A 26,497-nucleotide genomic window follows, 5' to 3' on the forward strand; every position below is an offset into this window, starting at 1 on the left:
ATGGTTGTATAACACCGTTTGCGGGAGTTGGCCGGGGGGGACCGTGCCGAGCCGGAGCTCCGGCGTCTAGCGATGGGTGGTAGTGCAGATGGATCGTCGCCGCATGTTGATGACGACAGGGCTCGGCATGCTGGCAGCGGCGGCATCGATGCCTCTCCCCGAAGCGCTGGCGGCCCCGTCGGCGCCGGCCGCACCGGCCGCCGGACCGGGTGGGCCCTACCTCTTCTCCGACGAGTTCGACGGCCCGGCCGGTTCACCTCCTGACCCGGGCAAGTGGACGATCCAGACCTGGCAGGACGACGTCTACCCTCCGGTCGAGGGGATCTACCGCGCCGATCCCCAAAACGTGTTCCAGGACGGGCACTCCAACCTGGTCCTGCGCGCCACACACGATTTCCTGGCCAACACCTACTACAGCGGCAAACTGCGCGGCAACTGGCGCGGCATGATCAACACCACCTGGGAAGCCAAGATCAAACTGGACTGCCTGACCCCCGGCCTCTGGCCGTCGTTCTGGGCGGTCAACGAGGACCCGCTGCCCGACGGCGAGGTCGACGTCTTCGAGTGGTACGGCAACGGCCAATGGGCCCCGGGTACCACCGTGCACGCGGCATCCAACGGAAAGACCTGGGAAGGCAAATCGATCCCCGGTCTGGTCGACGGTGACTGGCACACCTGGCGGATGCGTTGGGACGACAAGGGATTCGCGTTCGCGCGCGACGGCGCCGAGTACTTCAAGGTTCCGCCCAAGCCGATCCACGTCGCCGGCAATCCGCCGGAGGACATGCGCTGGCCGTTCAGCAATCCCGGCTACTGGATGACGCCGATGTTCACGCTGGCGGTCGGTGGCGTCGGCGCCGGCGATCCTGCCGGCGGGGTTTTCCCGGCGTCCATGCTGGTCGACTACATCCGCGTCTGGTGATCAGCGCGTCGCTTTGAGCACCTGAACAAGGTTGAACTGCCAGCGCTCGACGAGCCGGAAGCCCAGGTCGTGCGGGACCGCGAAAGCGGGTGTCGCGCCATAGCGTGGGCCCGGCGGCAGCGCCGAACCCTCCTCGTGGGCGGGCATCGACTCGTCGGCCTGGGTGATGATCCACACCACGGCGCACTGGCTGAGCGGCTTGGCGACGACCTCCGGGATCAGGTTGGTGTCAAAGACATCCCGGCGGTCGGTGGCCCGTTGCCACAGCGTGAGGTCGATCAGCTTGCGGTAGGCATCGGGGCGCGCGGCCATCAAAGGACGCATCGGTGCCGGCATAAACGTCACAGTGTCGTTAATCAGCAGGCAATCTCCCGGTGCCGCCTTGGCCGTGATTAGATCCGCGACCTGGCTGTAGTCCATGCCGTACTTGGCATACGGGCTATGTTGCACCCATAGGTAATTCGGCGCCGCCGCGACCGCGAACAGGGTGACGACAGCCGGTGCCACCCACGGTTTGGCCGCCAGTGCGCCAACGCAGACGCCCAGGACCAACGCGATCGCCGGCGCGGTGAAGCACAGGTAGCGCGGCGTGTAGATCGGGTGCAGCAGCGCCGACCACACCACGATCAGCGCGGTCGGTATCAGCACCCAGGCGCCCGCCAAGGTCAGCAACTGCCGATCTGTCGCAACGAGTTTCACCGATGTCCAGCGCCACGCGGCAATGGCCACCACGATCACCAGCGCGGAAAGCACCGCGAACGGCGGGCTCCGCTCGAAGTACTGCTGAACCGTCACGTCCTCGATCGTCCGGTGCCCGATCGGTGCGACCCAACTGATCTGGTGCACCTGCCCCGCGGCCACGAGCAGGAACGGCGCCACGGCACAGCTGGCCAGAACCGACGTGACGACGAAGCCGGCCACCACGGTTCGCTTGCGCAGGAACGCGCAGACGAACGCGAAGTGAACCGGCAACAGCAGCACCAGGTACACGTCGAGCACGACCGAAAATGCTTGGGCAACACCGTAAGCCACCCAGATCCAGCCGCGGTTGCGACGCGTCGCGCAGACGAACAGGACGGTTAGCCACACCGCGGCCATCATCGACATGGCGTACGGACGAGCCTCGATACCGGCCCACGTCGACCGCGGTAATACCGCGCAGATCACCCCGGAGGCCAGCGCCACGGTGCGAGACGAAAATAGGTTGCCCAGCACCACGACTCCGGCCGCGGCACCTCCGACTGCCAGACCGCTCGGCACGCGCGACCAGAACTCGGTCGGCGCGCAGAGCTGGAACCAGCCGTGCATCAACAGGTAGTACAGACCCTGCACGGCGTCGACGTTGCCCAGCATCTGCCACAGCTGAGCCAGGGAACGGCTGTATGCCGCCGAAATCGTCGCGGCCTCGTCGTACCAGAAGGAGGGACGGCCGGCGCCGACAAGACTTATCGCGGTGGCCAGTACGCCGACGATCAGCGGGTCCAGCACGCGACGCCCTGACACACCGTTATGGTGCCAGAAGCAACCCCGGACTCTTTTCCGGGCGCTCCTGCTAGTTGGTCAGGTACAGGTAGTACAGACCGTCCGCGTGCTGGCGGCAGTCCCAGTGCGTCCACAAGTTATCGTTGTGGGCCAGTTCGACGTGCGGGCCGTCCGCCTCGCATGCCCCCAGGGTCGAGTAGACGCCGTCGACCTGAATTTCATCGGCATTGGCGACGCCCACCGCAGTGGTCATCAGCCCGCCCAGGGCCAGTAAGCCCGTAGCGATGAGCCTGATCATGCGGATCTCCCCGGTTGTAGCGATCGGTTGCGAGGCGAACTATATCGATTTGCCGGGGTCGCGGAGGGGCAATTGACCGGACGCAACCTGACCTTCACTTTTCGAACGTATGATCGAACAATGAGACCGCTCGCGTCGATCGGATATAACGGGCAGCCGGTCCGCGACCCGTTTCGGCTGGTGCGTCCGCCGATCGCGGTGCTGATCGATCTGACGGTGCTTTTTCCGCGCGAGCCACATCGCTCCGGCCGGTATCAGCCCAATGGTCTGCAGCTGCACAAGGTCGTCGAGGGGCGGCTGAGCTGCTGGGGTCTGTGCGAGCAGGGCGACTGGTGGGGACTGGTGACCTATCCAATCGCCTACGGGTCCAGGCAAAAAACCGTGACGCACTGGATACCGGCCTGGACGCTGCGCCGAAAAGGCTAGCGGCGGTGTGGGTTACAGCCGACGGTCCTGCACATACGTGCCGGCAATAGACGTCTCACGTGTTCGCATCAGCAAGCCGAACAGGGTCTGGTCGCGCGCCATCGGCTCCGAGCTGTGGGTGAAAAATGTGCCCAAGATGAATCCGAGCCACATCATCGTCCCCTAGTGTTTTCCCCGTCGCGCCGCAAATCACATACAACCACCTGGGCGTGTTCAGCGACGGGCCCCGGACAGCGAGCGCGGCTCGTTCGGTAGCACGCCGGCGACGTCGATGAGAGGATTGCTGCCCGTGGCAGGAAGCTGGAGCTCGCTGTTACCCACCCTCATTCCGCTGGCGCTCGTTACCGCCGTCTCGCCGCTGTCGATCATCCCGGCCGTCCTGGTGCTGCACGCTCCGCAGCCGCGGCCCGCCGGGCTGGCCTTCCTCGGCGGCTGGGTCTTCGGGCTGGCCGCGCAGACCGTGATCTTCGTGGCCGGCTCGGGTGGGCTCGGCGACATACACAAGTCGTCGCCACCGGCGTGGGCGTCCTGGACCCGGGTGGTGCTGGGCTCCGCACTGATCCTGTTCGGTATTTACCGGTGGCTGACCCGGCACCGGTCCACCGAGTCCCCGGCCTGGATGCGGCACTTTGCCACGATGCGCCCGCGGCGCGCGGCCATCACCGGACTGGTCCTGACCGTGGTCCGCGTCGAAGTGTTGCTGTTGAACGTGGCGGCCGGCTTGGCCATCGGCACCAGTCGCCTCGACGATGTCGACAAGCTGTCGGCCGGCATAGTCTTCGTCGCGGTGTCCGCGTCGACGGTGGCGATCCCGATCCTGGCCTATGCGGCCGCGGGCCATCGTCTCGACGATCTCCTGGAGCGCGTCCGAAACTGGATGGAGAAGCACAATGCCGCACTGATGGCGGCCATCCTGATCCTCATCGGTATTATGGTGCTGCACAACGGTATTCGCGCTTTGTAGCAGGATGCTGCGTGGTTACCGGTAGCCGCCGTCGGCCAGCCCGGCCTGCGCCTCGAGCCGGTTCGTCTTGCCAAAGAGCCTGTCGCGGGCCAGTTCCCAGAGGTAGGCAATGATCATCCGGGAATGACCCTTAGCGGCCCACTGTTGGGAGTGCAGCTCCTCGTGGTGCAGGACCCGGTCGAGCGCGAGAGTGCTTTTTACGGGCCGGCCCTTGCGATCGGTGTACCACGCGTGTCCGGACTCGACGATCTGGCGCAGCCGCCGGGCGGCGGCGGTCGGGTCCGTGACGTCGACCGCGACGTTGACCATGAAGATGTCACCCCACGCGGTGCCACCCTGCTGGCTGAAGAGCCGCTGGATCCAGTTGCCGCCCAGGCCCATAAGCATGCCGTTCGGGGTGGTGACGAGGCGTCCGCCAGTGCGGTGGACGAATCCGACGTCCTCGTCGTAACTCCAGCGGTTCGCACGCTGGCGATCGACGATTCGCCGCACTTCGTCGGCGCAGTACGGCGTCTCGGGGAAGTCGGTGGGCGGGCTTGCCGGGCCGCCGTAACCGGTGCCCGCGTTGAGGATGTAGGTCATCAGCGTGGCCGCGCGCACCTCGTCGCCGGGGGTGCCCGCCGGGACGAGGAAGAACGATTTGCCATCCGGATCGTTGATCTCGGTCATTTCGGCAAGGACCCGAAAGCTCTCAGGGGTGATGCCGTGTTGCGCCGCGATCGCGGTGGTGACTGCGGCGGGCACGCCCAGACGTTCGGCATTGGCCAGCCACGTGTGGTGATGGTCCGGTGGCGGTCGCCTGGTCATAGTCCGTCAATTGTTATCAGTCCCACCGCTAGGGTGTAGCGAATGAGCAGGGGGCCCTGGCAACGCGCGCGCGGAATCAAACAGATCACCCGGGGTTTGGGCACCCTTGATCGCGAGTTGTTCGTCGCCGTGGCCGAAACCCCCACCCCGCTGCTCGACACGGTCATGCCGCCGCTGACGCGGGCGGCCGACCATTCCAAGCTGTGGTTCGCCATCGCGGCCGGGCTGCTCGCGACCCGGAAGCCCGCCGCGCAGCGCGGCGCGACGCGCGGTGTCGTGACGCTGGGCGTGACGAGCCTGTTCACCAATCAGATCGCCAAACGAATCCGCCCGCGCTCCCGACCGCTCTACGAGTCGGTGCCGGTGGTCAGAAGAGCCCACCGCCGCCCGACGTCCAACTCGTTCCCGTCGGGACACTCGGCCAGCGCCGCCGCGTTCGCCGTAGGAGTGGGTCTGGAGAGTCCGCCGTTGGGCTTCGCGCTGGCGCTGCTGGCCGGACTGGTCGGGTTGTCACGCGTGGCGACCGGCGCACACTACCCCGGCGATGTCATCGCGGGGCTGGGCGTCGGTGCCGGGATCGCCGTGCTGGGCGGCAAGCTGGTCCCGCCCGTCATCGAAACCGCTCTGCCGCAATCGGAACCGCTGCGCGTCGAGACGCCGGAACGGCCGGACGGCTGCGGCGTGGTGTTCGTGGTCAATCCGGCCTCGGGTAGCGGTACCGGGGCTCGCGTCGTCGAAGAGGTTCGCACCGAGCTGCCGAAAGCCGAGGTTGTCGAGCTCGGTCCCGACGATGACCCCGAGCGGGTGCTGCGCGCCGCCGCCGCGCGCGCCGAAGTGCTCGCGGTGGGCGGCGGCGACGGAACGGTGGCCACCGCGGCGGCGGTGGCGGTCGAGGCGGGACTCCCGCTGGCTGTCTTTCCGGCCGGAACGTTCAACCACTTCGCAAAGGACATCGGCTGCGACACCGTCGGCAAGACGGTTGAGTCGATCCGTCGCGGCAGCGTGGCTTGCGTAGATCTGGTGTGCCTCAACGAAAGTCGGATGGTGATCAACACCGCCAGCATCGGCGCGTATCCGGCGTTCGTGCAGCAACGCGAAAAGTTGGAGAAGCGGATCGGCAAGCCGCTGGCCGGCTTCTACGCGATGCTGCACACACTGCGCAGCGATCAGCCGGTCCGCATCCGCTACGACAACAAGACCCTGCTGACGTCGCTGTTCTTTCTGGGCAACTCTCTTTATCTGCCAACGGGATTCGCACCGTCACGTCGAACGCGCATGGACGACGGTCTGCTCGACGTGCGCATTCTCGAAACCGGTCGCCGGTTGGCAACGACCAGGATCCTGACCGCGCTGGCGCTGGGACGGCTGCGGCGCAGCCCGCTCTACCACGAGCTGCAGGTGCCCGAATTCAGCTTCACGGCCGTCGACGCGCCGACGGTGATCGCCCATGACGGCGAGGTCGGCGACGAGTACCGCGACGCGAGCTTCACCGCGAAGTACCGGGTGCTGCCGGTGTTCTGCCCGATTCGCTGAGCTGGCCGTTCGGCTGATCGAACTCAATTGCGTTCTGCCCGATCGCTTTCCGCGTCAACACCCAGGTAGGCGTCGGCCCAGGCGCCGATGATTCGCCCGGCTCGGTGAGCTTGGCCACGGGTGGTGAGCAGGTGATCGGAGCCCTCGAGCGAGACGAAGCTGCGCGGATGCCGGGCCAGCCGGAAGATCTCGCTGGCGTTGTCGATGCTGACGGTGTTGTCGGTCGGCGAGTGCAGGATCAGCAACGGCAGCCGTAAAGCCTGGATCTTGTCGTGCAGCCGGGCCGCGCGGACATCCTCGACGAATGCGCGCTTGAGCGTCAGCTTGCGCCCGCCGACCATCCACTCGACGCTGCCCTCGGCCAAGCATCGGTCGACGACTGCGTCGTAATGCTTTTCGACGTGGCTGGGGTCAAACGGTGCCGCCACCGTGACGACCGAGCGCACGCTCGGGGCGCGCATCGCCGCGGCGATCACCGCGGCGCCACCCCACGAGTGACCGACCAGGATGTCGGCCGGCGTCCCGCGGTGCGTCATGAACTCGCATGCCCGGACCACGTCGTCGACCTTGACGGTGAACGACCCGTCACCCCAGTTCCCATCGGATCCACCGAGCCCCAGTGCGTCGAAGCGCAGCATCCCGATGCCGTCGGCCGCCAGCTGCTTGCAGATCCGGGACGCGGCCGGAGAGTCCTTGCCGAGAGTGAACCCGTGCGCGAACACCCCCCAACCGCGCACCTGCGACTCCGGGACCTCGATGACGCCGGCCAGATTCGCGCCGCTGGCGCTTTGGAACGTGACACGTTCGCCCATAGTGCCGATCTAACTACGCGACGCCGGGCCTCCGCGACGGCTGCTGATCTTTTCCCCAGCGGTGCCTTGGCGCGAAAGATAGGAATCGCAAAGGAAATTAGCGGTGTGAGAAGCGGCCGGCACGCGCTCCCCATAAGGTGGATGCGTGGCCTTTGCTGCGAGTCGCATGCTGGCGCGAAACGGGCAATTGCGCATGCTCATGGCGGCCTGGGTGGCCTTCTACGTCGGTGCATTCGCCCATATGGTCCTGGTGATCGCCTTCACCTTCTCGGTCGGAGGCGCTGCCGCCGTCGGTGCGGCGACGGTGCTGGTGACGTTGCCGGCCGGGCTGGTCGGGCCGCTGACCGCGCCGCTCGCGGCGAGCGCACATCCGCAGCGTCATCTGGCGTTCGGGAACGGGATTCGTGCCCTGACGATGGCCGCGACCATTATCGCGGTGCTCAGCGAAGCGCCTATCGGTGTCGTGTTGGTGATCGTGGCCCTCGACTCCGTTTTGTCGGGGGCTGTGCGGCCGCTGCATGGCGCGATGGTGGTCCGACTCTCGACTACCGCCGCCGAGGCGGCCGCGGGAAATGCCATGACCAGCTCACTCGTCAGCGCCAGCGCGCTGGTCGGGCCGGCGGTGGCCGGAGTGGCGTTAGAACTCTGGGGTTTCGGGTGGGCCTTCGCTCTCCCGGCGATTCTGTTCGTTGCCGGTGCGGCCGCGGCGGCGCTGATCCGCGTGCCGAGTGCCGACAATTCCCGACCCCATACCTCTGGGCCGTCCAGGCCCGCGACGTCGGTGCTCCGTCTGCTGGGGGTCGGGTTTCGCGGGATCTTCGCAAGTCGTCCCGCTGCCGCGGCCACCGTGCTGTTCTCCGTCAACGTCATCGTGCTGGGCGTCTGGTTTGCCAGCAGTGCGTCGGTGGCCAAGGAGCAGTTGCGTCTGGGCAAGGATGGCGTCACGACCATCATGACGTTTTACGGCGCCGGTGGACTGTTCGGAGCCCTGGCCATGCTGTCGTTCGCCGCGCGTCGCGGCCTGGCTTCCGTGCTCGCCGGTTCGCTGCTGGGCCTCGCTGCCGTCATCGCCTCGCTGGGAATGATCAGTTCGCCGGTCGTCGGTCTGGCGCTGGCCGGCGGGCTGGGTGTCGCCGGTGCCGTCACGTACGCGATCGCGCCCACTCTGGTGCAGCGCGGCGTCGCACGCGAGTCGATGGTGCCGGCCGTGGCCACCCTGCAGAGCCTGTATTCGCTTGGCATGGCCTCCGGCGCCCTGGTCGCGCCGTTTCTCATCGATCCGTTGGGCCTTCCCGCCACCCTGGGCCTGGTGGGCGGTGTGGCCGGGCTGATCTCGTTGCTGGCCTGGCCACGACTGCGCGGCGCCGACCAGCTCAGCGCAGAAGACGCCGCCAAGCTGGCAGTCATTCGCGCCGTTCCCATGCTTGAGCCGCTACCGGCGCTGGCACTTGAACAACTCGCGCGGGCCGCGACGCGCCTGACGCTGCCCGCCGGCTGCGAGGTCTTCCGGCAGGGCGACCCAGGTGATCGCTTCTACATGATCGCTGCCGGCGTGGCGGAGGTCGCGGTCGATGGTCACCGCGTAGCCACGCTTGGTCCCGGTGGCTCGTTCGGTGAAATCGCCCTGCTGCACGACGTGCCCCGCTCCTCGACCGTGACGGCGCGCGAGGAGCTGGATCTGGTGGCCGTCGAACGCGCCGAGTTCCTCAGTGCGCTGTGCACCGATAACGTGTCGGTCGGTCGCCTCGGCCGAATTGCCACTACCCGCATGGCCACCCCGCCGGTCGCCGAGCGCCTCGTCGAGGTGAACCGCGACACGACGCTGAGCAGCGGGGCCGCCCGCCAGCTGCTGGCCTCGCAGCCTCCGATGGCCGCGATCGAGGCCACGGCGCTCGGTGAGCTTGCCGATACGGCGCGGGTGTTCGCGGCCGGCGACGGTGCGCTGATCACCCGCGAGGGCGACTACGGCGATACGTACTACGTGATAGTCGACGGCGCCGCAAAGGTTTTCGAGAGCGACGCCGAGATCCGTGAACTGCGGGCCGGGGACGGATTCGGTGAGCTGGCGATCCTGCGCGACGTTCCCCGCACCGCCACCGTGCGGGCGCAGGGCGACACCACGTTGCTGGCCGTGGACCGCGACGCGTTTCACCGCGCTCGGCAATCCGGGTAACAGCCGCTATGCTGGCGCAACCCTGGCCAACGGAGGTTGCGGCGCGAATGAAAATTTCCACGGCGCTGTGCTGGGTCTTGTTCATCCTCACATTGTTCGCCGCTGTAGTCATGGCGGTGTGTCCCTCGCTGACGGCCCAAGCCGGTGCTGCCCAAATGGGATTTCTCATCCTGTTCGTCGTGGTCCATGCGTGGCTGGGCTACTCCGCCCGCGGCATGATCACGTTTGTCGTCATCGCGTGCGTCGTCGCGTTCGCGTTGGAGGCAATCGGTGTGGCGACCGGTTTCCCGTTCGGCTCCTACGTCCATCACCTGCCAGGTCCGAAACCCCTGGGCGTTCCCCCGGTGGCAGTCGCAAGCTGGATCATGTTCGGCTGGCTGGCCTGGGCACTGGCCCGGGTGATCATCCGGGCCGAACCCGCGGTGGCTGGTGTTGGCGCCGAACGCTTTACGACACCCCTCGTGGCGACGTTCATTCTCGGCGGTTACGACCTTGTTTACGACCCGGTCGGAGCGACGGCACACGACTGGTATTCCTACGACCACCCGACCGGAGCGCTGGGTGTCCCGTTGACCAACTTCCTCGGCTGGCTTCTCACCGGCTGGCTGATCTTTCAACTCGCCGCGCTCGTCGAAAGCAGATTCCCCGTCCGGCCCGTCACCTCGGGGCGCGGCTACTGGCTGCTGCCGTGTCTATTCTGGCTGTCCACCGCCACCCAGGTATTCGCCGGCCTGATCCACCCGGCCGCCGGGACGGTGGTCCGGGGCGGCAAGACCATCCGGATCGCCGACGTGTACGAATCCGGCGCTTCGGCAGCGCTATTCACCATCGTCTGCACGGGGATCATCGCGCTGGTGCGGCTTTACAGCCGTCGGCCGTCACCTCGCTGATCCCCTTGGCGCGGCGCAGTATTCGCGCTACCGACTTGTGACGGCGTCGTGACGTCACCATTTGGAAACGGCGCGGTGCGGCGCGCGCTGTGCCGCCGGTCGCCCACCAACAATGGGGGCGGTCGTCGAGGGGCGACTTGGCTACGGCTATGTGGTTCTGCTGCGCGGAATGAAGGAGTTGGACGTTGATGACGATCTTTGATCGATTCAACATCGGTATTGTTGCTAGCGCTGGATTGTGCGGTGCCGCTATAGCGTTGAGCCCGGACGCTGCAGCCGTCCCATATATGACGGGTGGCGGTGCGTGCATGTACGGCCAGGCCGGCGAGGCCGGCGCGCCGGCCGCGGGGCCCGTGGGTGCAGGGGGCGCAGCCGGAGCGGCAGCGCCGTGTGCGGCCCCTTTGACTGACATGGCGGGTGTTCCAATGGTGGTGCCCGGTCCGGGAATTGTCCCAGTTCCGGCCGGTGCTCCGTTGATCGCGCTCGGACCGCCGGTGCCGGTGGTCCCCCCGTTGCCGTTTGCGCCTCCGGTGCCGATCGGTGCTCCGTTGCCGCTGGGTGCTCCGCTGGTTGCCCTCGGCGGGGTCGCGGATGGGCTTCCGGTCGCTCCGCTGATTGACATGTCAGGGGTGAAGGACGCGCCGACCGGACCGGCGCCCACCGGCGGGCCGGTGGCCGGCCAGCCGGTATCGCCCGGTCCCTCGCCGGTGCACGGAGGCTAAACCTCAGCAGTGAAAATGACCCGCCGGGCCGCACCCGGCGGGTCATTTTCATTGCGGGACATCGGGTTCCGCGTGGCGTGTGAAGCCAGGGCGTTGCGTGTGACGCGAGGGCGTTGCGTGTTAAGCCACGGCGGAAAGTCCGCCGAAATGCCGCCGGGAGCTCACATTCGACGCCGTGAGTTCACACTCGACGTCGCGGCGCAACGCTAGAGACCGCGAACCAACGCTAGAGACCGCGAACCAACGCTAGCGCCTGTCTCACAACGGTTTACTTACGACGAGGGCAGTTCGTTTGTGGCCTCGCGCACGACGACCGGGTCACCGACGTTGACCGTGTTGTAATACCACTCGGCGTCCTCGGGGCTCAGGCTGATGCAGCCGTGGCTGACATTCTCCAGCCCCAACGAATTGACCGCCCAGGGTGCTGAGTGCACGAAAAGACCATGGTTGGTGATCCGGACGGCGTAGTCGACGTTGACGAGATAACCGTCGGGATCGTTGACGGGAATGCCGACGCTGCTCGAATCCATTTGCACTGAGCGGTCTTTGGACAGAACGGTGTAGGAACCGATCGGCGTCGGGTACTCGGGTCTACCCAGCGAGGCGGGCAGCACGCCCTCTTGGCCGAAGTGCGGCCGGTGGTGCGGCGATGGCAGTGACGGCGGCGGTCCCGCCTCGACCCCGTCGATGCTCACGGTGAAGGTGTGCTCGGAGATGCTGGCGATGCCGATGACCCTCGGACCCGTCTTGATCTCGGCGTGTTGGCCTTCCACGGTCAGCGCGATCGTGGTGTGCGCGGGCCAGTATCGGTCGGGAACCCACTGCACCACTTTGTTGTCGAGCCATTCGTACTTGCCCGACATCGGCGGCGTCGACTTCACGTCGAGGGCGCGCTCGGCGGCATGCCGGTCGGTGACGGGGGAGCGGAAGGTCACTATCACGGGGTGCGCCACGCCGACCGCCTTGCCGCTGGTGGGCTGCACCGACGCGATGGGGAAGGGGGTATACGACTGACTGGCCGACACGAGGCTCAGATCGGCCGGCGCCGGCACATTCACGACGGCGGTCCCCGCGACCACGCTCGCGCCGACTCCGATGACAGCCACGGCACACCGAATACCCGCGCGCATAACCCCAATTCCTTTTAACTGACAGAGTTGCAATAGGAATGGTAAATGTCTGCTGAACTGCGGAAGCGTAAGGGCGCGTTAGCAATTGATCAAGTGTCTGTCACGATTTGGCCACAGCGGTCCGATCTGTCAACGTGGGTCATACGCAGGGCGGATGTCTGAGCACCAGTGTTGTCAGCAGAGGAGGACGGTGTGTCGGGGCGTTGGGTTCGTGGGGTTGGTCTGGCGGGTGCCGCACTGCTGTGCGCGGTCGCATTCGCGGGCACGGCGGTGGCCGCACCGCCTCCCCCGCCCGGGATTCTGGTCAGCGATGGAATCACCAAGTGCACAACGGGGTTCGCGGCCCAAAGCGGTGACGGCAGTTACTACTTGTTCACCAGCGGGCATTGTGACCACGGGGCGCCGTTCACTTACGACGAGAATGTCCCGCTCGGACACGTCACTTCCAGTGAGATGCTGGGCGACCTGAAGGACGCCGCGATCATCCGTCTCGACCCGGGCGTCGGCGCCCCGGGCGCTGACGTCGGCGGCCAACGCGTTCGGGGCGTCTTGAGCGCTTCCCAGATCAAGGCGGGCATGCCGTTCTGCAAGTTCGGTGCGATGTCCGGGGAGACCTGTGGCTCCGTCAAGAGCATCGACGGCGAAGTCGTCGAAGCCAACGTGTTCGCCCAGCCCGGCGACAGCGGCGGGCCCGGCTACGTGAAGAATCCGGACGGCACCGTGACCGCGGTCGGCCTGGTGATGGAGACGTCCCTCGCGGGTGACCCCAACACGACGTACTTCGTCCTGGTGCAGCCCCTGCTCGGCAGATGGGGTGTGCACCTCGTCAGCTGACGACGGCGCCGCCCCCGCGGCGTCAGCTCGCGCCCGCCGCGATCACCTGGTCCACCTCGACGGCCCGCTCTGCCATTTCGGCATGCGCCTTGTCGAGCGCTTCGGCCTGATCCTCGTCGGCCTTCATCAGCGACTCGATGTCGAAGCCGGCCATGTCCAGAACACCCATGTCCGAGAAGGCCTTCTGCACCTTGTCGCCCCACAGGCCGATGTCCTTGACGATCGGCACGATGCGGCTGAACAGGTGTGAGCGGAACTGGATCATCAATGGCGACGTGTCGACCCATTCCGCGCACGCTTTGACGTCGAGGTCGAGGGTCTCGAAAACCTCCTCGGCGCGGAACCGGTCGCGCATCAGGTAGCAGGCTTCCACGACGAACTCTTCGCGCTCGTCCCGCTCGGTCTCGGTCAGCGCGCAGTAGTAGTCCTTCAGCGAGATTCGGCCGAAGGCGACGTGTCGGGCCTCGTCCTGCATGACGTAGGCCAGCAATTGCTTGGCCAGCGAGTCCGGCGCCGCCATGTCACGCAGCACTCCGAACGCGGCCAGCGCGAGCCCCTCGATGAGGACCTGCATCCCGAGGTAGGGCATGTCCCATCGGGAGTCGCGCAGGGTATCGTCCAGCAGCGCGGTCAGGTGCTTGTTGATCGGATAGACCAGGCCGACCTTGTCCTGCAGGAACCGCGAGAACGCCTCGACGTGCCGGGCCTCGTCCATCGTCTGGGTGGCCGCGTAGAACTTCGCGTCGAGGTCCGGGACGACCTCGACGATCTTGGCCGCGCACACCATCGCCCCCTGCTCGCCATGCAGGAATTGGGAGAACTGCCAGGCTTGGGAGTGCAGGCGCATCTCGGCGCGGCGTGCGTCGTCGGCAGCCTCCCACATCGGGCTGCCGAACAGCGGATGGAATTCGTCGGGCAGCCCGACCGGATTCAGCGGGTCGACGTCTTGTGCCCAGTCGATGCGCGACTGCGCGTCCCACTGTTTGTCCTTGCCCTTCTGATACAGGGACAGCAGCCGGGCGCGGCCCTCGTCGTACTCCCAGGTGAAGCGCGCGTCGCCGGCGCTGGGGACTGCCCACGAATACGGCTCGGGGACGTCCGTGTACTTGTCTCTCGTGGTCATGGGCTGCCACCTCTCTCCGACGTGACCAGTGGTCATGTGATGGCTATCACAGTGCGCCGCGAGTGGCGGCACTGTCAACCCTTGACGAGCGAGCAAAACGATCAGTGCATGCGCGCGCTGCCGCCCAGGCCGATCTCGAGCACGCTGCCGGTGATGACCCCTGGATCGGTAACCAGATACACCACGCCGCGGCTGACGTCCTCGGGCTGTAGCCAGGGCTGGGGGATGGGGTTGGCTCGCATCATCCGGCGCACCAGATCGTCTGGGATGTCGTCACTTCCAGCCGGTTGCACCATCGGGGTTTGGACGGTGGTGGGGCAGATGACGTTGATCGTGATGCCCTCTTTGGCGACCTCTAACGCGGCGGATTTCGCCAGGCCGATGACACCCCATTTGGTGGCGTTGTAGGCGGCCAGCTCGGGAATGCCCATGCGGCCGCCCATCGAGGAGGTCACGACGATCCTGCCGAACCGCTGCTGGCGCATCACCGGTATCGCGGCCCGCAACGTGTGAAACGCACCGGTCAGGTTCGTGTCGATGAGCTGTTGCCAGACCACATCGCTGACGTCTTCCAGCAGCCCGGTGCTGACGATTCCGGCGTTGGCCACCACGATGTCAAGGCTGCCCATATCGGCGACGATCTGCTTGACCGCGGCGCCGACCGCGGCCGAATCGCGCACGTCCAGGGTTAGCGGCAAGCACCGCCCGCCCAATTCCTCAACGAGCTTCGTCGTCTCCCGCAGGTCTTCGTCGCTGCCCAGCGGATAGGTCAACTCCGCCATCGCTTCGGGGGCATCGGCAACCACGACGTCGGCTCCCTCTGTGGCTAATGCCAGCGCATGCGCGCGCCCCTGCCCCCGAGCTCCGCCGGTGATCAAGGCCACGCGTCCATCCAAAGCACCCATGGGGATAGAAGCTACCAGCGAGTCAGGCGCTTACCGGCGCGTCATGAAAGATGTTGCTGCGGAATATATTTCGTGGATCGCAGTCGGCTGGTGGTTTACGACGGCTCGCCTTCGGTGGGGGAGTCGTCGGCGTTGGCCAGGTGGTGCAGGACTCGTTCGTTGAGGGCGGCGAGGATGTCGAGCTCGGCCGGAGTGAGCAGGTCGATGAAGTTTCGGCGGACGTCCTCCACGTGCCCAGGCGCTGCCTTCTCGATGGCGTCGCGGCCGGCCGGCAGCAGGCAGACCATGGTGCTGCGGGCATCGTCGGGGTTGGGCTCGCGGCCGATCAGCCCGTCCTTCTCCATGCGCCGCACTTGGTGGGAGACACGGCTCTTCTCCCAGCCCAGCGTGTTGCACAGGTCGCGCGCGGGCATGCGATCCCCGTCGTGGCTGGTGAGCACCGCCAGGATCTCGTAGTCGGCCCCGGACAGTCCCGATGCCTGCAGTCCGCGGTTGAGCTGCACGTCGAGCTGATGGTGCGCGTGCCTGAACGCCCGCCAGGCGCGGTCTTCTCGGGGGTTCAGCCAGTTCGGTTCCATCAGTTGCCATGGTACTCGTTTGGTTGACGCATCAACAAAGAATGCATAAGGTTGAGGAATCAACCTTTCTCACCGATACCGTTAGACGGGATATCTCATGAGCAGCATCAGTATCATCGGCACCGGGAACATGGCCCGCACCATCGGCGCTCTGGCAGTGGCGGGCGGCAATGCCGTGCAGGTCATCGGCCGCGATCGGTCCAAGGCTGCCGACTTGGCCAAGAATCTCGGCGGCAGCGCCACGACCGGAGAGTTCGGCGCCGTCCCGGCCGGGGACATCGTCATCGTTTCCCTGCTGTACGCCAACGTCGTTCCGGTTGTAGCCCAATATGGAGACGCCCTCGCGGGCAAGATCATCGTCGACATCAGCAACCCGTTCAATTCCGCGGCCGACGGGCTCGCCATCCCGCATGACACCTCGGTCGCGCAGGAAGTTGCCAAGGCGGCTCCGGCCGGAGCCAGCGTGGTGAAGGCCTTCAACACAATCTTCGGCGTCGTCCTGGCCGAGGGCCGACCGCTCGACGTCTTCCTCGCGGGCGACGACGCGCGCGCCAAGAAGGCCGTGGCGGAGTTCATCGACAGCCTCGGGCTACGCCCGCTGGACGTCGGTGGCCTGAACATGGCGCACTGGCTGGAAGGAACGGGCCTGGTCATGATGGGTCTTGCGCGCCACGGCGTGGGGAACTTCGACTTCGCCCTCGGCGCCGCCGTTCCCGGCTGATCACCCGGGCTTACGGACCTCGACGAGCAGCCGCGTCGAGTGCGCGACGAACGGCCCCTCGGCCTCGATGTGTTCGTGAAGTTGGCGTAGCCGGTTCCGATAGCGCTGCACGGTGAAGTCCGGCACCGTCCAAATCACCTTGCGCAGGAAGTAGACGACGGCGCCGATGTCGAAGAACTCGGCGCGCAGCCGCTCCATGCGCAGGTCCACGATCTGCAGGCCTGCAGCCTGTGCCTGCGCGCGCACGGTGTCCGGGTGCAACTCGGCCCATATCTCTGGCCGCGGCGCGGTGAAATACTCGACCAGCTCGCGCACCGTGGCGGGCCCGATGTGTTGCGCGAAGTAGGTGCCGCCCGGCCGCAGCACCCGACGGATCTCCGTCCACCACACGGAGATCGGATGGCGTGTGGTCACCAGGTCGAACGCTTCGTCAGCGAACGGCAACGGCGGCTCATCCCGAGTCGCCACGAGCACCACGCCGAGCGGATGTAAGCGTTTGGTTGCCAGGGCCGCGTTCGGCGGCCAGGTCTCGAGCGCCGCCATCGTCGGGGGAAATGGTCCGGCGCCGGCCAGTACCTCCCCGCCTCCGGTGTGAATGTCCAGCGCGGCCGACACCGTCGCCAACCGGCTGCTCAGCTGCCGCTGGTAGCCCCAGGACGGCCTTTCCTCGGTCGCACGGCCGTCGAGCCAGGAGAAGTCCCAGCCGTCAACGGATACCGAATCGGCTTCGGCCACCAGATCTTCGAATGTTCGAGACATCATTGCCTTCTCGTCAAAGTGTCGAGCGAACGTCCTGGAAGCGATCGTAGGCATGCTCGACACAAGGGCAATGGCCGCTGAAACTCTAGGTAGCGGCGTGCGGGTATGGGAGCAATCGCGGAGGGTCGAAGGTGACGAGACACGCGACTTATGTCATCGCCTCCACTCCCCGTTCGGGCAGTTCACTTCTGGCCGCCGGCCTGGTGGCGACCGGAGTTGCCGGGCGGCCCGAGGAGTACTTCACGCCCGAGCACATTGCGTCCTACAAGGAAGACTTGAACCTTCCCGCGAATTGCTCATGGGACGAATATCTGGCGAAGGTTATGGCGTTCGCGACGACGGAGAACGGTGCTCGGGGCGTGAAAATCCATTGGCGCCATGTCGTTTCGCTAGCGCAAGCCCTGGATATTCGTGGCGATCCGGCAGCTGTTCTCGAAAAGCTTTTTCCCGCAGCGGCTTTCGTCAATATCGTCCGTGCTGATCGGCGTGCGCAGGCCCTATCGCTGTTTCGCGCCGAAGCGACTGGCGAGTGGTTTCGTTCGCACGGCGCGTCAGGAAGTGTGCGCCCGTGGGGGCTCTATATGGCTCGGTCCACTCCTGGCGAGGGCGCGGCCGATCTCAGCGGCGTCGCGCCGACATACGAGCAGATTATCGAGATAGAACGCAATCTTGATGTCGAGCAGGCAGCGTGGATCGATTACTTCACTACTCGCCGTCTGAAGGTTTTGACCGTCCAGTACGAAGAGCTCGACGCGAATTATCGCGGTGAGATTGCGCGAGTTTTGCAGTTCCTCGGCGCCGAACCCGCGCGCGCCGCCGGCTTGCCCAAACCGCCGCTCGAGCGTCAGTCCGACCACATCAACGAAAGCTGGCGCCGACTAATCGACCGGCGGCAGCGCGAGTTTCGCGGCTCGTGATAGCAGCGTCGATGTTGGGATCGGTAGCACAACCTTCGGTGTGCACTTACCGCGACGAGATCATTCGCCCCGAGGGAGTTCCCATGAGGTTTGCCGCCATCGCACTTGCCGGCCTTTTGGCCGGCACATCGCTGACCGCGAGCACCGCCCACGCCGACATGGTGCCTGGGCCGGTGCCGGCCCACATCTATCCGCTGCAGCCACCGCCCGGTCCCGTTGTCAACCCCGATCCGGTGGTGGCGGTGCAGGACTTTCAGCGCCACATCTCCGATCTGCACGACAACTGGGACGCTCTGAGCCCGGACGAGCGGAATCAACGGCTGAAGGCCCTACAGCAGGAGGCCCCGATGGTCGAGGCCGAGACTCGCAATCTGCCGCCGGGTCAGCAGCTGCAGGTCGAGGGCATGCTCTTGTCGGCGATGTTTCAGCTGACTGATCTTCTGCGGCGCATGCGATAACTCGGGTGGAGCCGATGGCGGTCGAGTCTCGCGCTTGCGCGCTCATTGAACTATTGATTTAATAGTCTAATTACTTAAAGATAGTTTCAGTCAGCGTTAGCGGTACTCCGACCCGGCGGGTTGGCACTGCTCATGTTGATCGACCTATCCCGCCGCCCAGTTCTCGCGAGAGGGGCCCTCCATGCCCGTGTATCAATGCGTCAGTACTGCGGGGCTGGTGTCCGCCGACGCCCGCGCCCGCATCGCGGAGGGCATAACGCGCTTACATTGCGAAGTCACTGGCGCACCAGCAGCTTTCGTCAATGTGCTGTTCTCGGAATACGTCAGCGGTGAGTTGTTCACCGGCGGCCAACCGTCCCAGAATTCGTTCATTGCCGCAGAAATCCGGGCGGGCCGCGACTTGGACATCCGCCAGGCACTTCTACGGCAACTGAGTGCAATTTGGACCGAGGCGACGGGTCAGAACGAAGCCCAACTGCTGGTCGCGATCAAGGAGACTCCTGCCGAGAATGCAATGGAGGCCGGACTGATGTTCCCCAGGCCGGGCGAAGAAGCGCAATGGATGAGCGAAAACAGCGACAAGCTGGCTGCCCTCGGATGGACCGTCTCCACGTAGCATGCCCAAATGACCAGCGCGCCAGGTAGCAAGGGCTGGCTGCCGTATTGCCCTTACTACGCAGTGGCCGGCGACATTCTGAGCCAGCGATGGGCCGCGCTGATTCTGCGAGTGCTGGTGGCCGGCGCGGCACGTTTCGGCGAGATCTCTTCGGCGATCCCTAACATGACCGACCGACTGCTGTCTCAACGACTCAAGGACCTTGAAGCGGCCGGGCTTGTCGAACGTGCCCTCGGCGACGGCCGTCCAGCGCGAGTTCAATACCAGCTCACCGAGAAAGGCATCGAGCTTGGCGCGGTCCTGCTCGAACTCAACCGATGGGCCCTCAAGTGGGTGGACCCCGAGGAAGTGGAGTGGCCGACGTCCGTCGACTGAACTCTTTGGCGCCACTCCGTCGCGCGTAGCGCGTTATGCAGAATCGTCGGCTGATGGCCGCGGTTGCTGAGCTGCGGTTTTATGGAGCCGATGACGGGAATCGAACCCGCGTATTCAGCTTGGGAAGCTGATGTTCTGCCATTGAACTACATCGGCGCGGTTGCCCAAGAAGGCTAGCACCCGGGCGCGCAACCAGCCGCGACGGTCGAATGCCGACGCGTTATTGCGGCTATCCACCGAAATTTAAAATGCTCACATTTATTCTTTCGTTATCATGCCGTAATGTGCCGTGAGTGGGTCGGCACAGGTTAGCCAAGAAGCGGCGGAAGTCGCCGGTTGTCCTGGCAGCGATGCTTGCCCCGGCTGCGTTGTTCTTCGCGGTGGGCGGAGACGTCGGCCCAATTGCCGCGCCGGCAGAGGCCAAGGCCGTTATTGGTGACGTGGCTCCGAGCCGATTGGAAATCGTCGCTGCGGAAGCGAACTTGCCGCGCAGCTGGGCAGCCGCGGGTGCTCCCGATCGCCAGCCGATGGCATCTCGGTATCACGTTCGATCCCGCTTCTTGCCCGTCGGGCTCTGCTCGGAACAGGGCCTGCAGGTGCGCACGATCCTGGCGTCGCGCGCCATCAGCGCGACATTCCCCGAGATTCACGAAATCGGCGGTGTGCGACCGGATTCGCTGCCCTGGCATCCGCTCGGCTTGGCGCTGGACGTGATGATCCCGAACCCCCAGAGCGCGCAGGGCATCGCGCTGGGCAACGCGATCGTCGCGTACGTGCTGAAGAACGCGAACCGATTCGGCATCCAGGACGCGATTTGGCGCGGCGTCTACTACACGCCCACCGGTGCGCAAACGAGCAGGCTCGGCCACTATGACCACGTCCACGTCACGACGACCGGGGGCGGCTACCCCAAGGGTGGCGAAACGTACCTCGCCGACTGAGCGCGGGACAACGCAGCGGATAGGCTCGTCGCGTGCTGCTCTCCGATCGTGACCTCAGGGCCGAAATCTCCGCCGGCCGGTTGGGCATCGACCCGTTCGACGACACTCTGGTACAGCCCTCCAGCGTCGATGTTCGCCTCGACAGCATGTTCCGCGTGTTCAACAACACCCGCTATACCCACATCGACCCCGCCAAGCAGCAGGACGAACTGACCAGCCTGGTGGAACCCGCCGAGGGGGAGCCGTTCGTGCTGCACCCGGGCGAGTTCGTGCTGGGCTCGACCTTGGAACAGGTCGCGTTGGCCGACGACCTCGCCGGGCGCCTGGAAGGCAAGTCGTCGCTGGGCCGGCTCGGCCTGTTGACGCACTCGACCGCCGGATTCATCGATCCCGGCTTCACCGGTCACATCACCCTCGAGCTGTCCAACGTCGCCAACCTGCCCATCACGCTATGGCCAGGCATGAAGATCGGGCAGCTGTGCATCCTGCGTTTGACCAGCCCGGCCGAACACCCTTACGGCAGTTCCCAGGTCGGTTCGAAGTATCAGGGGCAGCGCGGACCGACACCTTCTCGCTCCTACGAGAACTTCATAAGAACTACATAGCTCCGGCGGGCTGCCCGCACGGTATTTGTAAGGAAGTATGTAGTAGTCGGGGTCGTTTCTTCCGCCCCGGGCATAGCTTGTCTTGCAACGCTTTTGGAGTGGTTCGCTTTGGATATCGTGCTCGGGGTATCGATCGCGCCGACTTCGGTTCAGATGGTCGTGGTCGAGGGCGAGAACGCCGACGGCGCCCTGGTCGAAGAGGATCAGTTTCCTCTCGGCGCCGTCGATGACACCCAACCCACAGCCGTTCCCGATCGGGTGATTTCCGCGATCCTCGGCACCCGCGAGGGTGCCGCCGATGCCGGGCTGGAACTGTCGTCGATCGGTGTGACGTGGACCGACCAGGCGCATGCGGCCGTGCTTCGCGACGCGCTGGCCTCCTACAAGCTCGAGAACGTGATGTTGGTCTCGTCGTTCCTCGCCGCTGCCGCACTCGGCCAATCCGTCGGCGGCGCAATGGGTTACGACACCACGGCGGTGCTGTTCGTCGAGCCCGACACCGCGACGCTGGCCGTCGTCGAAACCTCCGACGGTTCCATCACCGAGGTCTACAAAGAACAGATCGTCGCCGAGTCTTACGACGAGGCCACCGCACAGCTGACCGGGATGATCTCCTGGCTCGACGAGCTCTACACACCTCCCGGCGGGGTGTTCGTGGTTGGATCGGGTGTCGACGTGGGCCCGATCAAGCCGGCACTGGATTCCGCGACCTCGCTGATCGTGAATGCGCCGGAAGAGCCGGCAACGGCCCTGGCCCGCGGGGCCGCGCTGGCATCAGCCAACGCGCCGCTGTTCGCATCGTCGACCGCGGCGCTGGCCTACGCGCAAGACCCGGGCACCGGTGCCGTCCATCCGGATGCCGGGCCCGAATACCTTGGCGTGACGTATCTTTCCGATGCGACGCTCGGTCGCGACGAGCTCGCCTACAGCCTGGTGTCCGACGAGGACGCCGACGCGCCAACCGTCGTGATCGATCCGTCCGACTTGGGTGTGCCGAACGCCGGAGGACCTCGTCGCAGGCCGGTGCTGTTGGTCGGCAGTGGGATGGCGGTGATCGCCATCAGCGCGGTGGTCGCACTGGAAATCGCACTGGCCATCGGCATCCGCACCACGAACGTCGCGGTGCAGCCCAGCCCCAACCAAAACCTCATCGTGCCAACACAACCCGCGTCCGCGCCCCCGCCGGCCGAGGCGTCCGTCGCGCAGCCGAAGATCGTCCTGCCCGCACCCGTCGCGGCGCCCAAGCCGTTGCGTCCGGCGTTGGCGGCACCGTTGCCGGCAGCTCCTGCTCCCGTTGCGCTGCCGCCACTGCCCGCGGCTCCTGCTCCGATTGCTCCGGCGGTCCCAGCTCCGGTCGTGGTGCCGATCCCGGTGCCCCAGATCCGCATGCCGGCTCCGGAATGGCTGATGAGTCCGCCGGTGATCCAGGCCCCACCGCGACCGGTGTTGCCACCCGTGGTGGTGCAGCAACCGCCCCCGGTGGTGGTGCAGGAACCGCCGCCGGTGCACATTCCGGAGCCACCACAGTCACCACCGCATCAGACGCCTCCAGAATCTGGCCCGCGCGGCGGCCAGAGCGGTGGCCACCTTCCACCTCCCGGTTCGGGTTCGGGGGGCGTTAACGGTGGCGGCTCGGGTGGTCTTCCCGGTTCGGGTCCGGGTAGTCCTGGCGGTGGGCATGTTCCGCCTCCCGGATCGGGTTCGGGTGGGGGCCACGGTTCGGGTGAGCCGTCTGGCGGTGGTCCGTTCGGTGGTCGCGGCCATGGTGGTGCTGGTCCCATTGGCGGTGGACCCGTCGGCGGCGGTCCGGTTGGTGGGGGCCACGGTTCGGGTGGTCCGGTTGGTGGTGGTCCGGTTGGTGGTGGTCCGTTCGGTGGTGGCGGTCCCGTTGGCGGTGGGCCGATTGGCGGTGGTCCCGTTAGTGGTGGTCCGTTCGGTGGTGGCGGCCACGGCGGTGGTGGACCCATCGGCGGCGGGCCAATCGGTGGTGGATCAACTGGTGGTGGTCCGTTCGGTGGGGATGGCCACGGTGGCGGCCCGATCGGTGGCGGACCCGTAGGCGGCGGCCTCGGCGGTGGTGGACCCATAGGCGGCGGCCACGCCGGAGGCGGCTTCGGCGTAGGCGGCGGACTTGGCGGCGGTGGACTCGGCGGCGGCCACACAGGAGGCGGCTTCGGCGGCGGCGGACTTGGTGGCGGCGGCGGACTCGGCGGCGATCACAGCGGCGGCGGCCATGCAGGAGGCGGCTTCGGGGGCGGCGGAGGCGGCGGCCATAGCGGTGGTGGCTTCGGCGGCGGCGGCGGTGGCGGTCATAGCGGCGGTAGTGGCGGTGGCGGCGGCCATCACTAGTCATCGCGGCCCACGCGACCGAGCTCGAAGGCGCGTAAAGTCGGGTCGCTAGGGGAATACAGGGTGGGGAATCACGTCGTCTCGAGGCAGCCGGAGTCTGCGATGACGACGTCCTCCAAAACGCTGTCTAGCAAACGACTATGGGGGAGCAGTGGACACCGTACTTGGGGTGTCGATGGCGCCGACGGCAGTCCGGATGGTTCTGGTCGAAGGCGAAAATGGCGATGGCGCCACCGTCGATGAAGACAATTTCGACGTCGCGTCCGACGACGACGCGGCAACGACCAGCGCTGCCGATCAGGTGGTTTCGGCGATCCTGGGAACCCAGGAGGGTGCGGCCCAGGGCGGCTACCAGCTGACGTCGACCGGCGTCACCTGGACCGACCCCATCGAAGCCGCCGCCCTGCGCGATGCACTGGCCGCGCACAAGGTCGAGAATGTGATGTTGGTCTCGGCCTTCCTGGCCGCAGCCGCATTGGCGCAGGCAGTCGGCAACGAAACCAATTACGCGCAGACCGCGCTGCTGTTCATTGAACCCGACACCGCGACCTTGGCGCTTGTCGATACCGCCGACGGGTCGATTGCCGACGTGCACCGCCAGCCCCTGCCCGAAGACGATGACGCCGCGGTCGCGCAGCTGGCCACGATGGTCTCGGAGGCCGAGACGCTGGATACCCGCCCGGGCGCGGTGTTCGTCGTCGGCTCTGGTGTCGATGTTCCGCTGATCAAGCCGGCCCTGGAGGCCGCGACCACGCTCCCGCTGGCGATGCCCGAAGAGCCTGAGACGGCGCTGGCTCGCGGCGCCGCCCTGGCGTCGGCCCACGCCCCGCTGTTCGCCTCCTCCACCGCCGCACAGGCCTACGCCCAGGACCCCGGCACCGGTGCCATCGACCCCTTCGCGATAGCCCCCGGGTATTTCAACAGCCCGGCCTCCGAAGAGGGCGCCCTGGCATACAGCGCCGTTCCCGAGGACTTCGTCGACCCCTTTACGGGCGAGCACACCGCCGCCACCTCGCTCACCGATTACCAGGAACGCAGGTCTTTCGGGCTGGTGGGCAGTGTGGTGGCGTCGATCTTCATCGTCGGCGTAGCGGCACTGGTCGTTTCGCTGGCGGTAGCGATCCGGCCGACGGCCGGTGTGAAGCCCGTCCCCAGCCACAACATCGTCGCCCCAGCCACCCCGGCGCCGGCGGCTCCAGCTCCGGCGCCCGCCGCCCCGGCACCGGCTCCGGCGGCTCCCGCGCCCGAGGCGGCCCCGATCCCGGCTCCGGCACCCGTTGCTCAGGTGCCCGCTCCTCAGGCGCCCGCCCCGGCTCCGATACCGGAGGCCCCGGCACCGGTTCCGGTCCAGGTCCCGGACGCGCCTGCGCCGATACCCGACGCGCCCGCGCCGATCCCGGTGCCGGCAGCTCCGGCGCCCGCCCCCGTGGCGCCGATTCCCGTTCCGATCCCGCTCCCGATACCTCCGGTCATCGGAGTGCCTGGCGTCCCGATCGGGCCCGGCGGGGGTGGCTTCCCGAATAACCCAGGCCGCGGCGGTGGCGGGTTCCCCGGCAATCCTGGCCATGAGGGAGGCGGCTTCCCCGGCGGCGGCGGTCACCCTGGCGGCGGGTTCCCTGGTGGTGGCGGCTTCCCCGGCGGCGGCGGTCACGGGGGTGGTGGCGGCTTCCCGGGCTTCGGCGGTGGTGGCGGTCACGGCGGTTTCGGCGGCGGACACGGCGGGTTTGGCCGCCATTAGGTCTCCGAGAGCCAGCTGTCACCTCCCGTTTGCCTCCCGCTTAACGGAGCGATGCAGTTAGCTCATCGCGGCCCCTTACACACGGTGGTATGCGATGCACCGTCTTCGGCACTGGATATCTGGGTGCCACGCACGCAGTCGGCATGGCCGTGCTGGGACACGAGGTCGTCGGGGTCGATATCGACCCGGGCAAAGTCGCCAAGCTCGCCGCGGGTGACATCCCCTTCTACGAGCCCGGTCTCCGGGAGTTGCTGACAGACAACCTGGCTGCCGGCAGATTGCGGTTCACCACCGACTACGACTTGGCGGCCGATTTCGCCGACGTGCACTTCCTCGGCGTCGGCACGCCGCAAAAGAAGGGCGAGTACGGCGCCGACCTCAGCCACGTCAACGCCGTTATCGACAATCTCGTACCCCGGCTGACCAGGCCGGCGGTGCTGGTCGGCAAATCGACTGTGCCAGTGGGCACCGCGGCCGAGCTCGGCGAGCGCGCCGCTGCGCTGGCGCCCGCAGGGGTCGACGTCGAAATCGCGTGGAATCCGGAGTTCCTGCGTGAAGGACACGCGGTGCATGACACCTTGGAGCCGGACCGCATTGTGCTTGGTATACAGCAGGATTCGGTGCGCTCCGAGATCGTCGTCCGCGAGCTGTACGCACCCATCCTCGACTCCGGTGTGCCTTTCCTGGTAACCGATTTGCAGACAGCGGAATTGGTCAAGGTCTCGGCTAATGCCTTTCTCGCGACCAAGATTTCGTTCATCAATGCCGTCTCCGAGGTGTGTGAGGCCGCAGGGGCGGACGTCACGCTGCTGGCCGATGCGCTCGGTTATGACTCCCGCATCGGGCGCAAATTCCTCAACGCGGGCTTGGGTTTTGGCGGTGGCTGTCTGCCCAAGGACATTCGGGCTTTCATGGCCCGCGCCGGGGAGCTGGGCGCCAACCAGGCGCTGACGTTCCTGCGCGAAGTCGACAGCATCAACATGCGCCGGCGCACCAAGATGGTTGAGCTGGCGACCGCCGCGTGCGGCGGTTCGCTGCTGGGCGCCAACATCGCCGTGCTCGGAGCGGCTTTCAAGCCCGAATCCGACGATGTCCGGGATTCACCGGCGCTCAACGTCGCCGGCCAGCTGCAGCTCAACGGCGCCGCGGTCAACGTCTACGATCCGAAGGCTTTGGAGAACGCGCGCCGCCTGTTCCCGACGCTGAACTACGCGGTGTCGGTGGCCGAGGCCTGCGAGGGCGCGGACGCGGTCCTGGTGCTGACCGAGTGGCAGGAATTCACCGACCTCGACCCGAACGACCTCGCCGACCGGGTGCGGGCTCGCGTCGTCGTCGACGGCCGCAACTGCCTGGACGTCGAGCGCTGGACGCAGGCGGGCTGGAAGGTGTTCCGGCTCGGGGCGCGACGTCCCTAGACCG

28 protein-coding genes and 1 tRNA gene are annotated in these 26,497 nt (G+C 66.5%); 18 read left to right on the forward strand and 11 right to left on the reverse strand.

Translation table 11 applies throughout. From position 1 onward, the window contains the following. Positions 1 to 88 precede the first annotated feature (88 nt). Positions 89 to 922, forward strand: coding sequence for a glycoside hydrolase family 16 protein (locus MAAFP003_RS02335; protein WP_096284090.1), 834 nt, complete (start codon positions 89 to 91; stop codon positions 920 to 922). Here MAAFP003_RS02335 and MAAFP003_RS02340 read toward each other — a convergent pair whose 3' ends face one another. Continuing rightward, a complete protein-coding gene (locus MAAFP003_RS02340) occupies positions 923 to 2,425 on the reverse strand; it encodes a glycosyltransferase family 39 protein (RefSeq protein WP_243393743.1) in 1,503 nt (500 codons plus the stop codon). A 49-nt stretch (positions 2,426 to 2,474) separates the two neighbouring features. After that, positions 2,475 to 2,702, reverse strand: a complete 228-nt coding sequence (locus MAAFP003_RS02345; RefSeq protein WP_096284094.1) for a hypothetical protein — start codon at positions 2,700 to 2,702, stop codon at positions 2,475 to 2,477. Positions 2,703 to 2,822: 120 nt separating this feature from the next. Between MAAFP003_RS02345 and MAAFP003_RS02350 the strand changes: the two genes are divergently transcribed. Further along, a complete protein-coding gene (locus tag MAAFP003_RS02350) occupies positions 2,823 to 3,128 on the forward strand; it encodes a hypothetical protein (RefSeq protein WP_096284096.1) in 306 nt (101 codons plus the stop codon). A 12-nt stretch (positions 3,129 to 3,140) separates the two neighbouring features. On the opposite strand, the gene MAAFP003_RS29020 is transcribed toward MAAFP003_RS02350, so the two are convergent. Further along, positions 3,141 to 3,284 carry a hypothetical protein gene (locus MAAFP003_RS29020; RefSeq protein WP_165796286.1) on the reverse strand — a complete coding sequence of 48 codons (144 nt, stop codon included), beginning with the start codon at positions 3,282 to 3,284 and terminating at the stop codon, positions 3,141 to 3,143. Between the two features lie 115 nt (positions 3,285 to 3,399). Between MAAFP003_RS29020 and MAAFP003_RS02355 the strand changes: the two genes are divergently transcribed. Continuing rightward, positions 3,400 to 4,092 (forward strand): GAP family protein, encoded by a 693-nt coding sequence (locus MAAFP003_RS02355; protein ID WP_096284098.1) that lies wholly within the window; start codon positions 3,400 to 3,402, stop codon positions 4,090 to 4,092. Positions 4,093 to 4,107: 15 nt separating this feature from the next. Here MAAFP003_RS02355 and MAAFP003_RS02360 read toward each other — a convergent pair whose 3' ends face one another. Further along, positions 4,108 to 4,899 carry a hypothetical protein gene (locus tag MAAFP003_RS02360; RefSeq protein WP_096284100.1) on the reverse strand — a complete coding sequence of 264 codons (792 nt, stop codon included), beginning with the start codon at positions 4,897 to 4,899 and terminating at the stop codon, positions 4,108 to 4,110. Between the two features lie 42 nt (positions 4,900 to 4,941). On the opposite strand from MAAFP003_RS02360, the gene MAAFP003_RS02365 reads away from it, so the two are divergent. Then, positions 4,942 to 6,432, forward strand: coding sequence for a bifunctional phosphatase PAP2/diacylglycerol kinase family protein (locus tag MAAFP003_RS02365; protein WP_096284102.1), 1,491 nt, complete (start codon positions 4,942 to 4,944; stop codon positions 6,430 to 6,432). Positions 6,433 to 6,455: 23 nt separating this feature from the next. Here MAAFP003_RS02365 and MAAFP003_RS02370 read toward each other — a convergent pair whose 3' ends face one another. Next, on the reverse strand, positions 6,456 to 7,244 hold the full coding sequence (locus tag MAAFP003_RS02370) for an alpha/beta hydrolase family protein (protein ID WP_096284104.1): 789 nt from the start codon (positions 7,242 to 7,244) through the stop codon (positions 6,456 to 6,458). A 145-nt stretch (positions 7,245 to 7,389) separates the two neighbouring features. Here MAAFP003_RS02370 and MAAFP003_RS02375 point away from each other — a divergent pair, with 145 nt between their 5' ends. The 3 genes from MAAFP003_RS02375 (at position 7,390) to MAAFP003_RS02385 (ending at position 11,029) form a co-directional block, all read left to right on the forward strand. Beyond that, positions 7,390 to 9,417, forward strand: coding sequence for a cyclic nucleotide-binding domain-containing protein (locus MAAFP003_RS02375; RefSeq protein ID WP_096284106.1), 2,028 nt, complete (start codon positions 7,390 to 7,392; stop codon positions 9,415 to 9,417). Positions 9,418 to 9,464: 47 nt separating this feature from the next. Next, complete coding sequence (locus tag MAAFP003_RS02380) at positions 9,465 to 10,307, forward strand: carotenoid biosynthesis protein (RefSeq protein WP_243393744.1); 843 nt, start codon at positions 9,465 to 9,467, stop codon at positions 10,305 to 10,307. Between the two features lie 188 nt (positions 10,308 to 10,495). Further along, complete coding sequence (locus MAAFP003_RS02385; protein WP_096284108.1) at positions 10,496 to 11,029, forward strand: hypothetical protein; 534 nt, start codon at positions 10,496 to 10,498, stop codon at positions 11,027 to 11,029. 272 nt (positions 11,030 to 11,301) lie between these two features. On the opposite strand, the gene MAAFP003_RS02390 is transcribed toward MAAFP003_RS02385, so the two are convergent. After that, positions 11,302 to 12,159, reverse strand: a complete 858-nt coding sequence (locus MAAFP003_RS02390; protein ID WP_096284110.1) for a L,D-transpeptidase — start codon at positions 12,157 to 12,159, stop codon at positions 11,302 to 11,304. Positions 12,160 to 12,351: 192 nt separating this feature from the next. Between MAAFP003_RS02390 and MAAFP003_RS02395 the strand changes: the two genes are divergently transcribed. Beyond that, a complete protein-coding gene (locus MAAFP003_RS02395; protein WP_096284112.1) occupies positions 12,352 to 12,993 on the forward strand; it encodes a S1 family peptidase in 642 nt (213 codons plus the stop codon). A 22-nt stretch (positions 12,994 to 13,015) separates the two neighbouring features. Here MAAFP003_RS02395 and MAAFP003_RS02400 read toward each other — a convergent pair whose 3' ends face one another. The 3 genes from MAAFP003_RS02400 to MAAFP003_RS02410 all read right to left on the reverse strand — a co-directional run bounded on the left by MAAFP003_RS02400 (position 13,016) and on the right by MAAFP003_RS02410 (position 15,599). After that, entirely contained in the window at positions 13,016 to 14,116 is a 1,101-nt protein-coding gene (locus MAAFP003_RS02400; RefSeq protein ID WP_096284114.1) for a ferritin-like domain-containing protein, read from the reverse strand. Positions 14,117 to 14,217: 101 nt separating this feature from the next. Next, positions 14,218 to 15,021, reverse strand: a complete 804-nt coding sequence (locus MAAFP003_RS02405) for a mycofactocin-coupled SDR family oxidoreductase (RefSeq protein ID WP_096284116.1) — start codon at positions 15,019 to 15,021, stop codon at positions 14,218 to 14,220. A 95-nt stretch (positions 15,022 to 15,116) separates the two neighbouring features. Then, positions 15,117 to 15,599 carry a MarR family winged helix-turn-helix transcriptional regulator gene (locus tag MAAFP003_RS02410; RefSeq protein WP_096284118.1) on the reverse strand — a complete coding sequence of 161 codons (483 nt, stop codon included), beginning with the start codon at positions 15,597 to 15,599 and terminating at the stop codon, positions 15,117 to 15,119. A 97-nt stretch (positions 15,600 to 15,696) separates the two neighbouring features. Between MAAFP003_RS02410 and MAAFP003_RS02415 the strand changes: the two genes are divergently transcribed. Continuing rightward, positions 15,697 to 16,320, forward strand: coding sequence for an NADPH-dependent F420 reductase (locus MAAFP003_RS02415; protein ID WP_096284120.1), 624 nt, complete (start codon positions 15,697 to 15,699; stop codon positions 16,318 to 16,320). Here the strand turns inward: MAAFP003_RS02415 and MAAFP003_RS02420 are convergent, their stop codons facing one another. Beyond that, positions 16,321 to 17,079: a class I SAM-dependent methyltransferase gene (locus tag MAAFP003_RS02420; RefSeq protein ID WP_096290827.1), complete on the reverse strand. Its 759-nt coding sequence runs from the start codon at positions 17,077 to 17,079 to the stop codon at positions 16,321 to 16,323. 131 nt (positions 17,080 to 17,210) lie between these two features. Here MAAFP003_RS02420 and MAAFP003_RS02425 point away from each other — a divergent pair, with 131 nt between their 5' ends. The 4 genes from MAAFP003_RS02425 to MAAFP003_RS02440 all read left to right on the forward strand — a co-directional run bounded on the left by MAAFP003_RS02425 (position 17,211) and on the right by MAAFP003_RS02440 (position 19,445). Continuing rightward, complete coding sequence (locus tag MAAFP003_RS02425) at positions 17,211 to 17,996, forward strand: Stf0 family sulfotransferase (RefSeq protein WP_096284122.1); 786 nt, start codon at positions 17,211 to 17,213, stop codon at positions 17,994 to 17,996. Positions 17,997 to 18,079: 83 nt separating this feature from the next. Next, positions 18,080 to 18,454: a hypothetical protein gene (locus MAAFP003_RS02430; protein ID WP_133160814.1), complete on the forward strand. Its 375-nt coding sequence runs from the start codon at positions 18,080 to 18,082 to the stop codon at positions 18,452 to 18,454. A 181-nt stretch (positions 18,455 to 18,635) separates the two neighbouring features. Beyond that, the gene (locus MAAFP003_RS02435) at positions 18,636 to 19,070 is read left to right on the forward strand and encodes a tautomerase family protein (RefSeq protein WP_096284126.1); all 435 of its coding nucleotides are present in this window, start codon (positions 18,636 to 18,638) and stop codon (positions 19,068 to 19,070) included. Positions 19,071 to 19,079: 9 nt separating this feature from the next. After that, complete coding sequence (locus MAAFP003_RS02440) at positions 19,080 to 19,445, forward strand: winged helix-turn-helix transcriptional regulator (protein WP_096284128.1); 366 nt, start codon at positions 19,080 to 19,082, stop codon at positions 19,443 to 19,445. An 82-nt stretch (positions 19,446 to 19,527) separates the two neighbouring features. On the opposite strand, the gene MAAFP003_RS02445 is transcribed toward MAAFP003_RS02440, so the two are convergent. Further along, positions 19,528 to 19,601, reverse strand: a tRNA-Gly gene (locus MAAFP003_RS02445). Positions 19,602 to 19,738: 137 nt separating this feature from the next. Between MAAFP003_RS02445 and MAAFP003_RS02450 the strand changes: the two genes are divergently transcribed. The 5 genes from MAAFP003_RS02450 (at position 19,739) to MAAFP003_RS02475 (ending at position 26,493) form a co-directional block, all read left to right on the forward strand. Beyond that, positions 19,739 to 20,386 carry a VldE C-terminal domain-containing protein gene (locus MAAFP003_RS02450; protein WP_207768442.1) on the forward strand — a complete coding sequence of 216 codons (648 nt, stop codon included), beginning with the start codon at positions 19,739 to 19,741 and terminating at the stop codon, positions 20,384 to 20,386. Positions 20,387 to 20,418: 32 nt separating this feature from the next. Continuing rightward, complete coding sequence (gene dcd / locus MAAFP003_RS02455) at positions 20,419 to 20,991, forward strand: dCTP deaminase (protein WP_096284132.1); 573 nt, start codon at positions 20,419 to 20,421, stop codon at positions 20,989 to 20,991. Positions 20,992 to 21,099: 108 nt separating this feature from the next. Next, complete coding sequence (locus MAAFP003_RS02460) at positions 21,100 to 23,340, forward strand: DUF7159 family protein (RefSeq protein ID WP_165796288.1); 2,241 nt, start codon at positions 21,100 to 21,102, stop codon at positions 23,338 to 23,340. 151 nt (positions 23,341 to 23,491) lie between these two features. Further along, entirely contained in the window at positions 23,492 to 25,078 is a 1,587-nt protein-coding gene (locus MAAFP003_RS02470) for a DUF7159 family protein (RefSeq protein WP_423790848.1), read from the forward strand. Between the two features lie 89 nt (positions 25,079 to 25,167). Beyond that, positions 25,168 to 26,493, forward strand: coding sequence for a UDP-glucose dehydrogenase family protein (locus tag MAAFP003_RS02475; protein WP_096284137.1), 1,326 nt, complete (start codon positions 25,168 to 25,170; stop codon positions 26,491 to 26,493). The last annotated feature ends 4 nt before the right edge of the window (positions 26,494 to 26,497 follow it).

This window comes from Mycobacterium ahvazicum (assembly GCF_900176255.2).
GTDB classification, from domain to species: Bacteria; Actinomycetota; Actinomycetes; order Mycobacteriales; family Mycobacteriaceae; genus Mycobacterium; species Mycobacterium ahvazicum.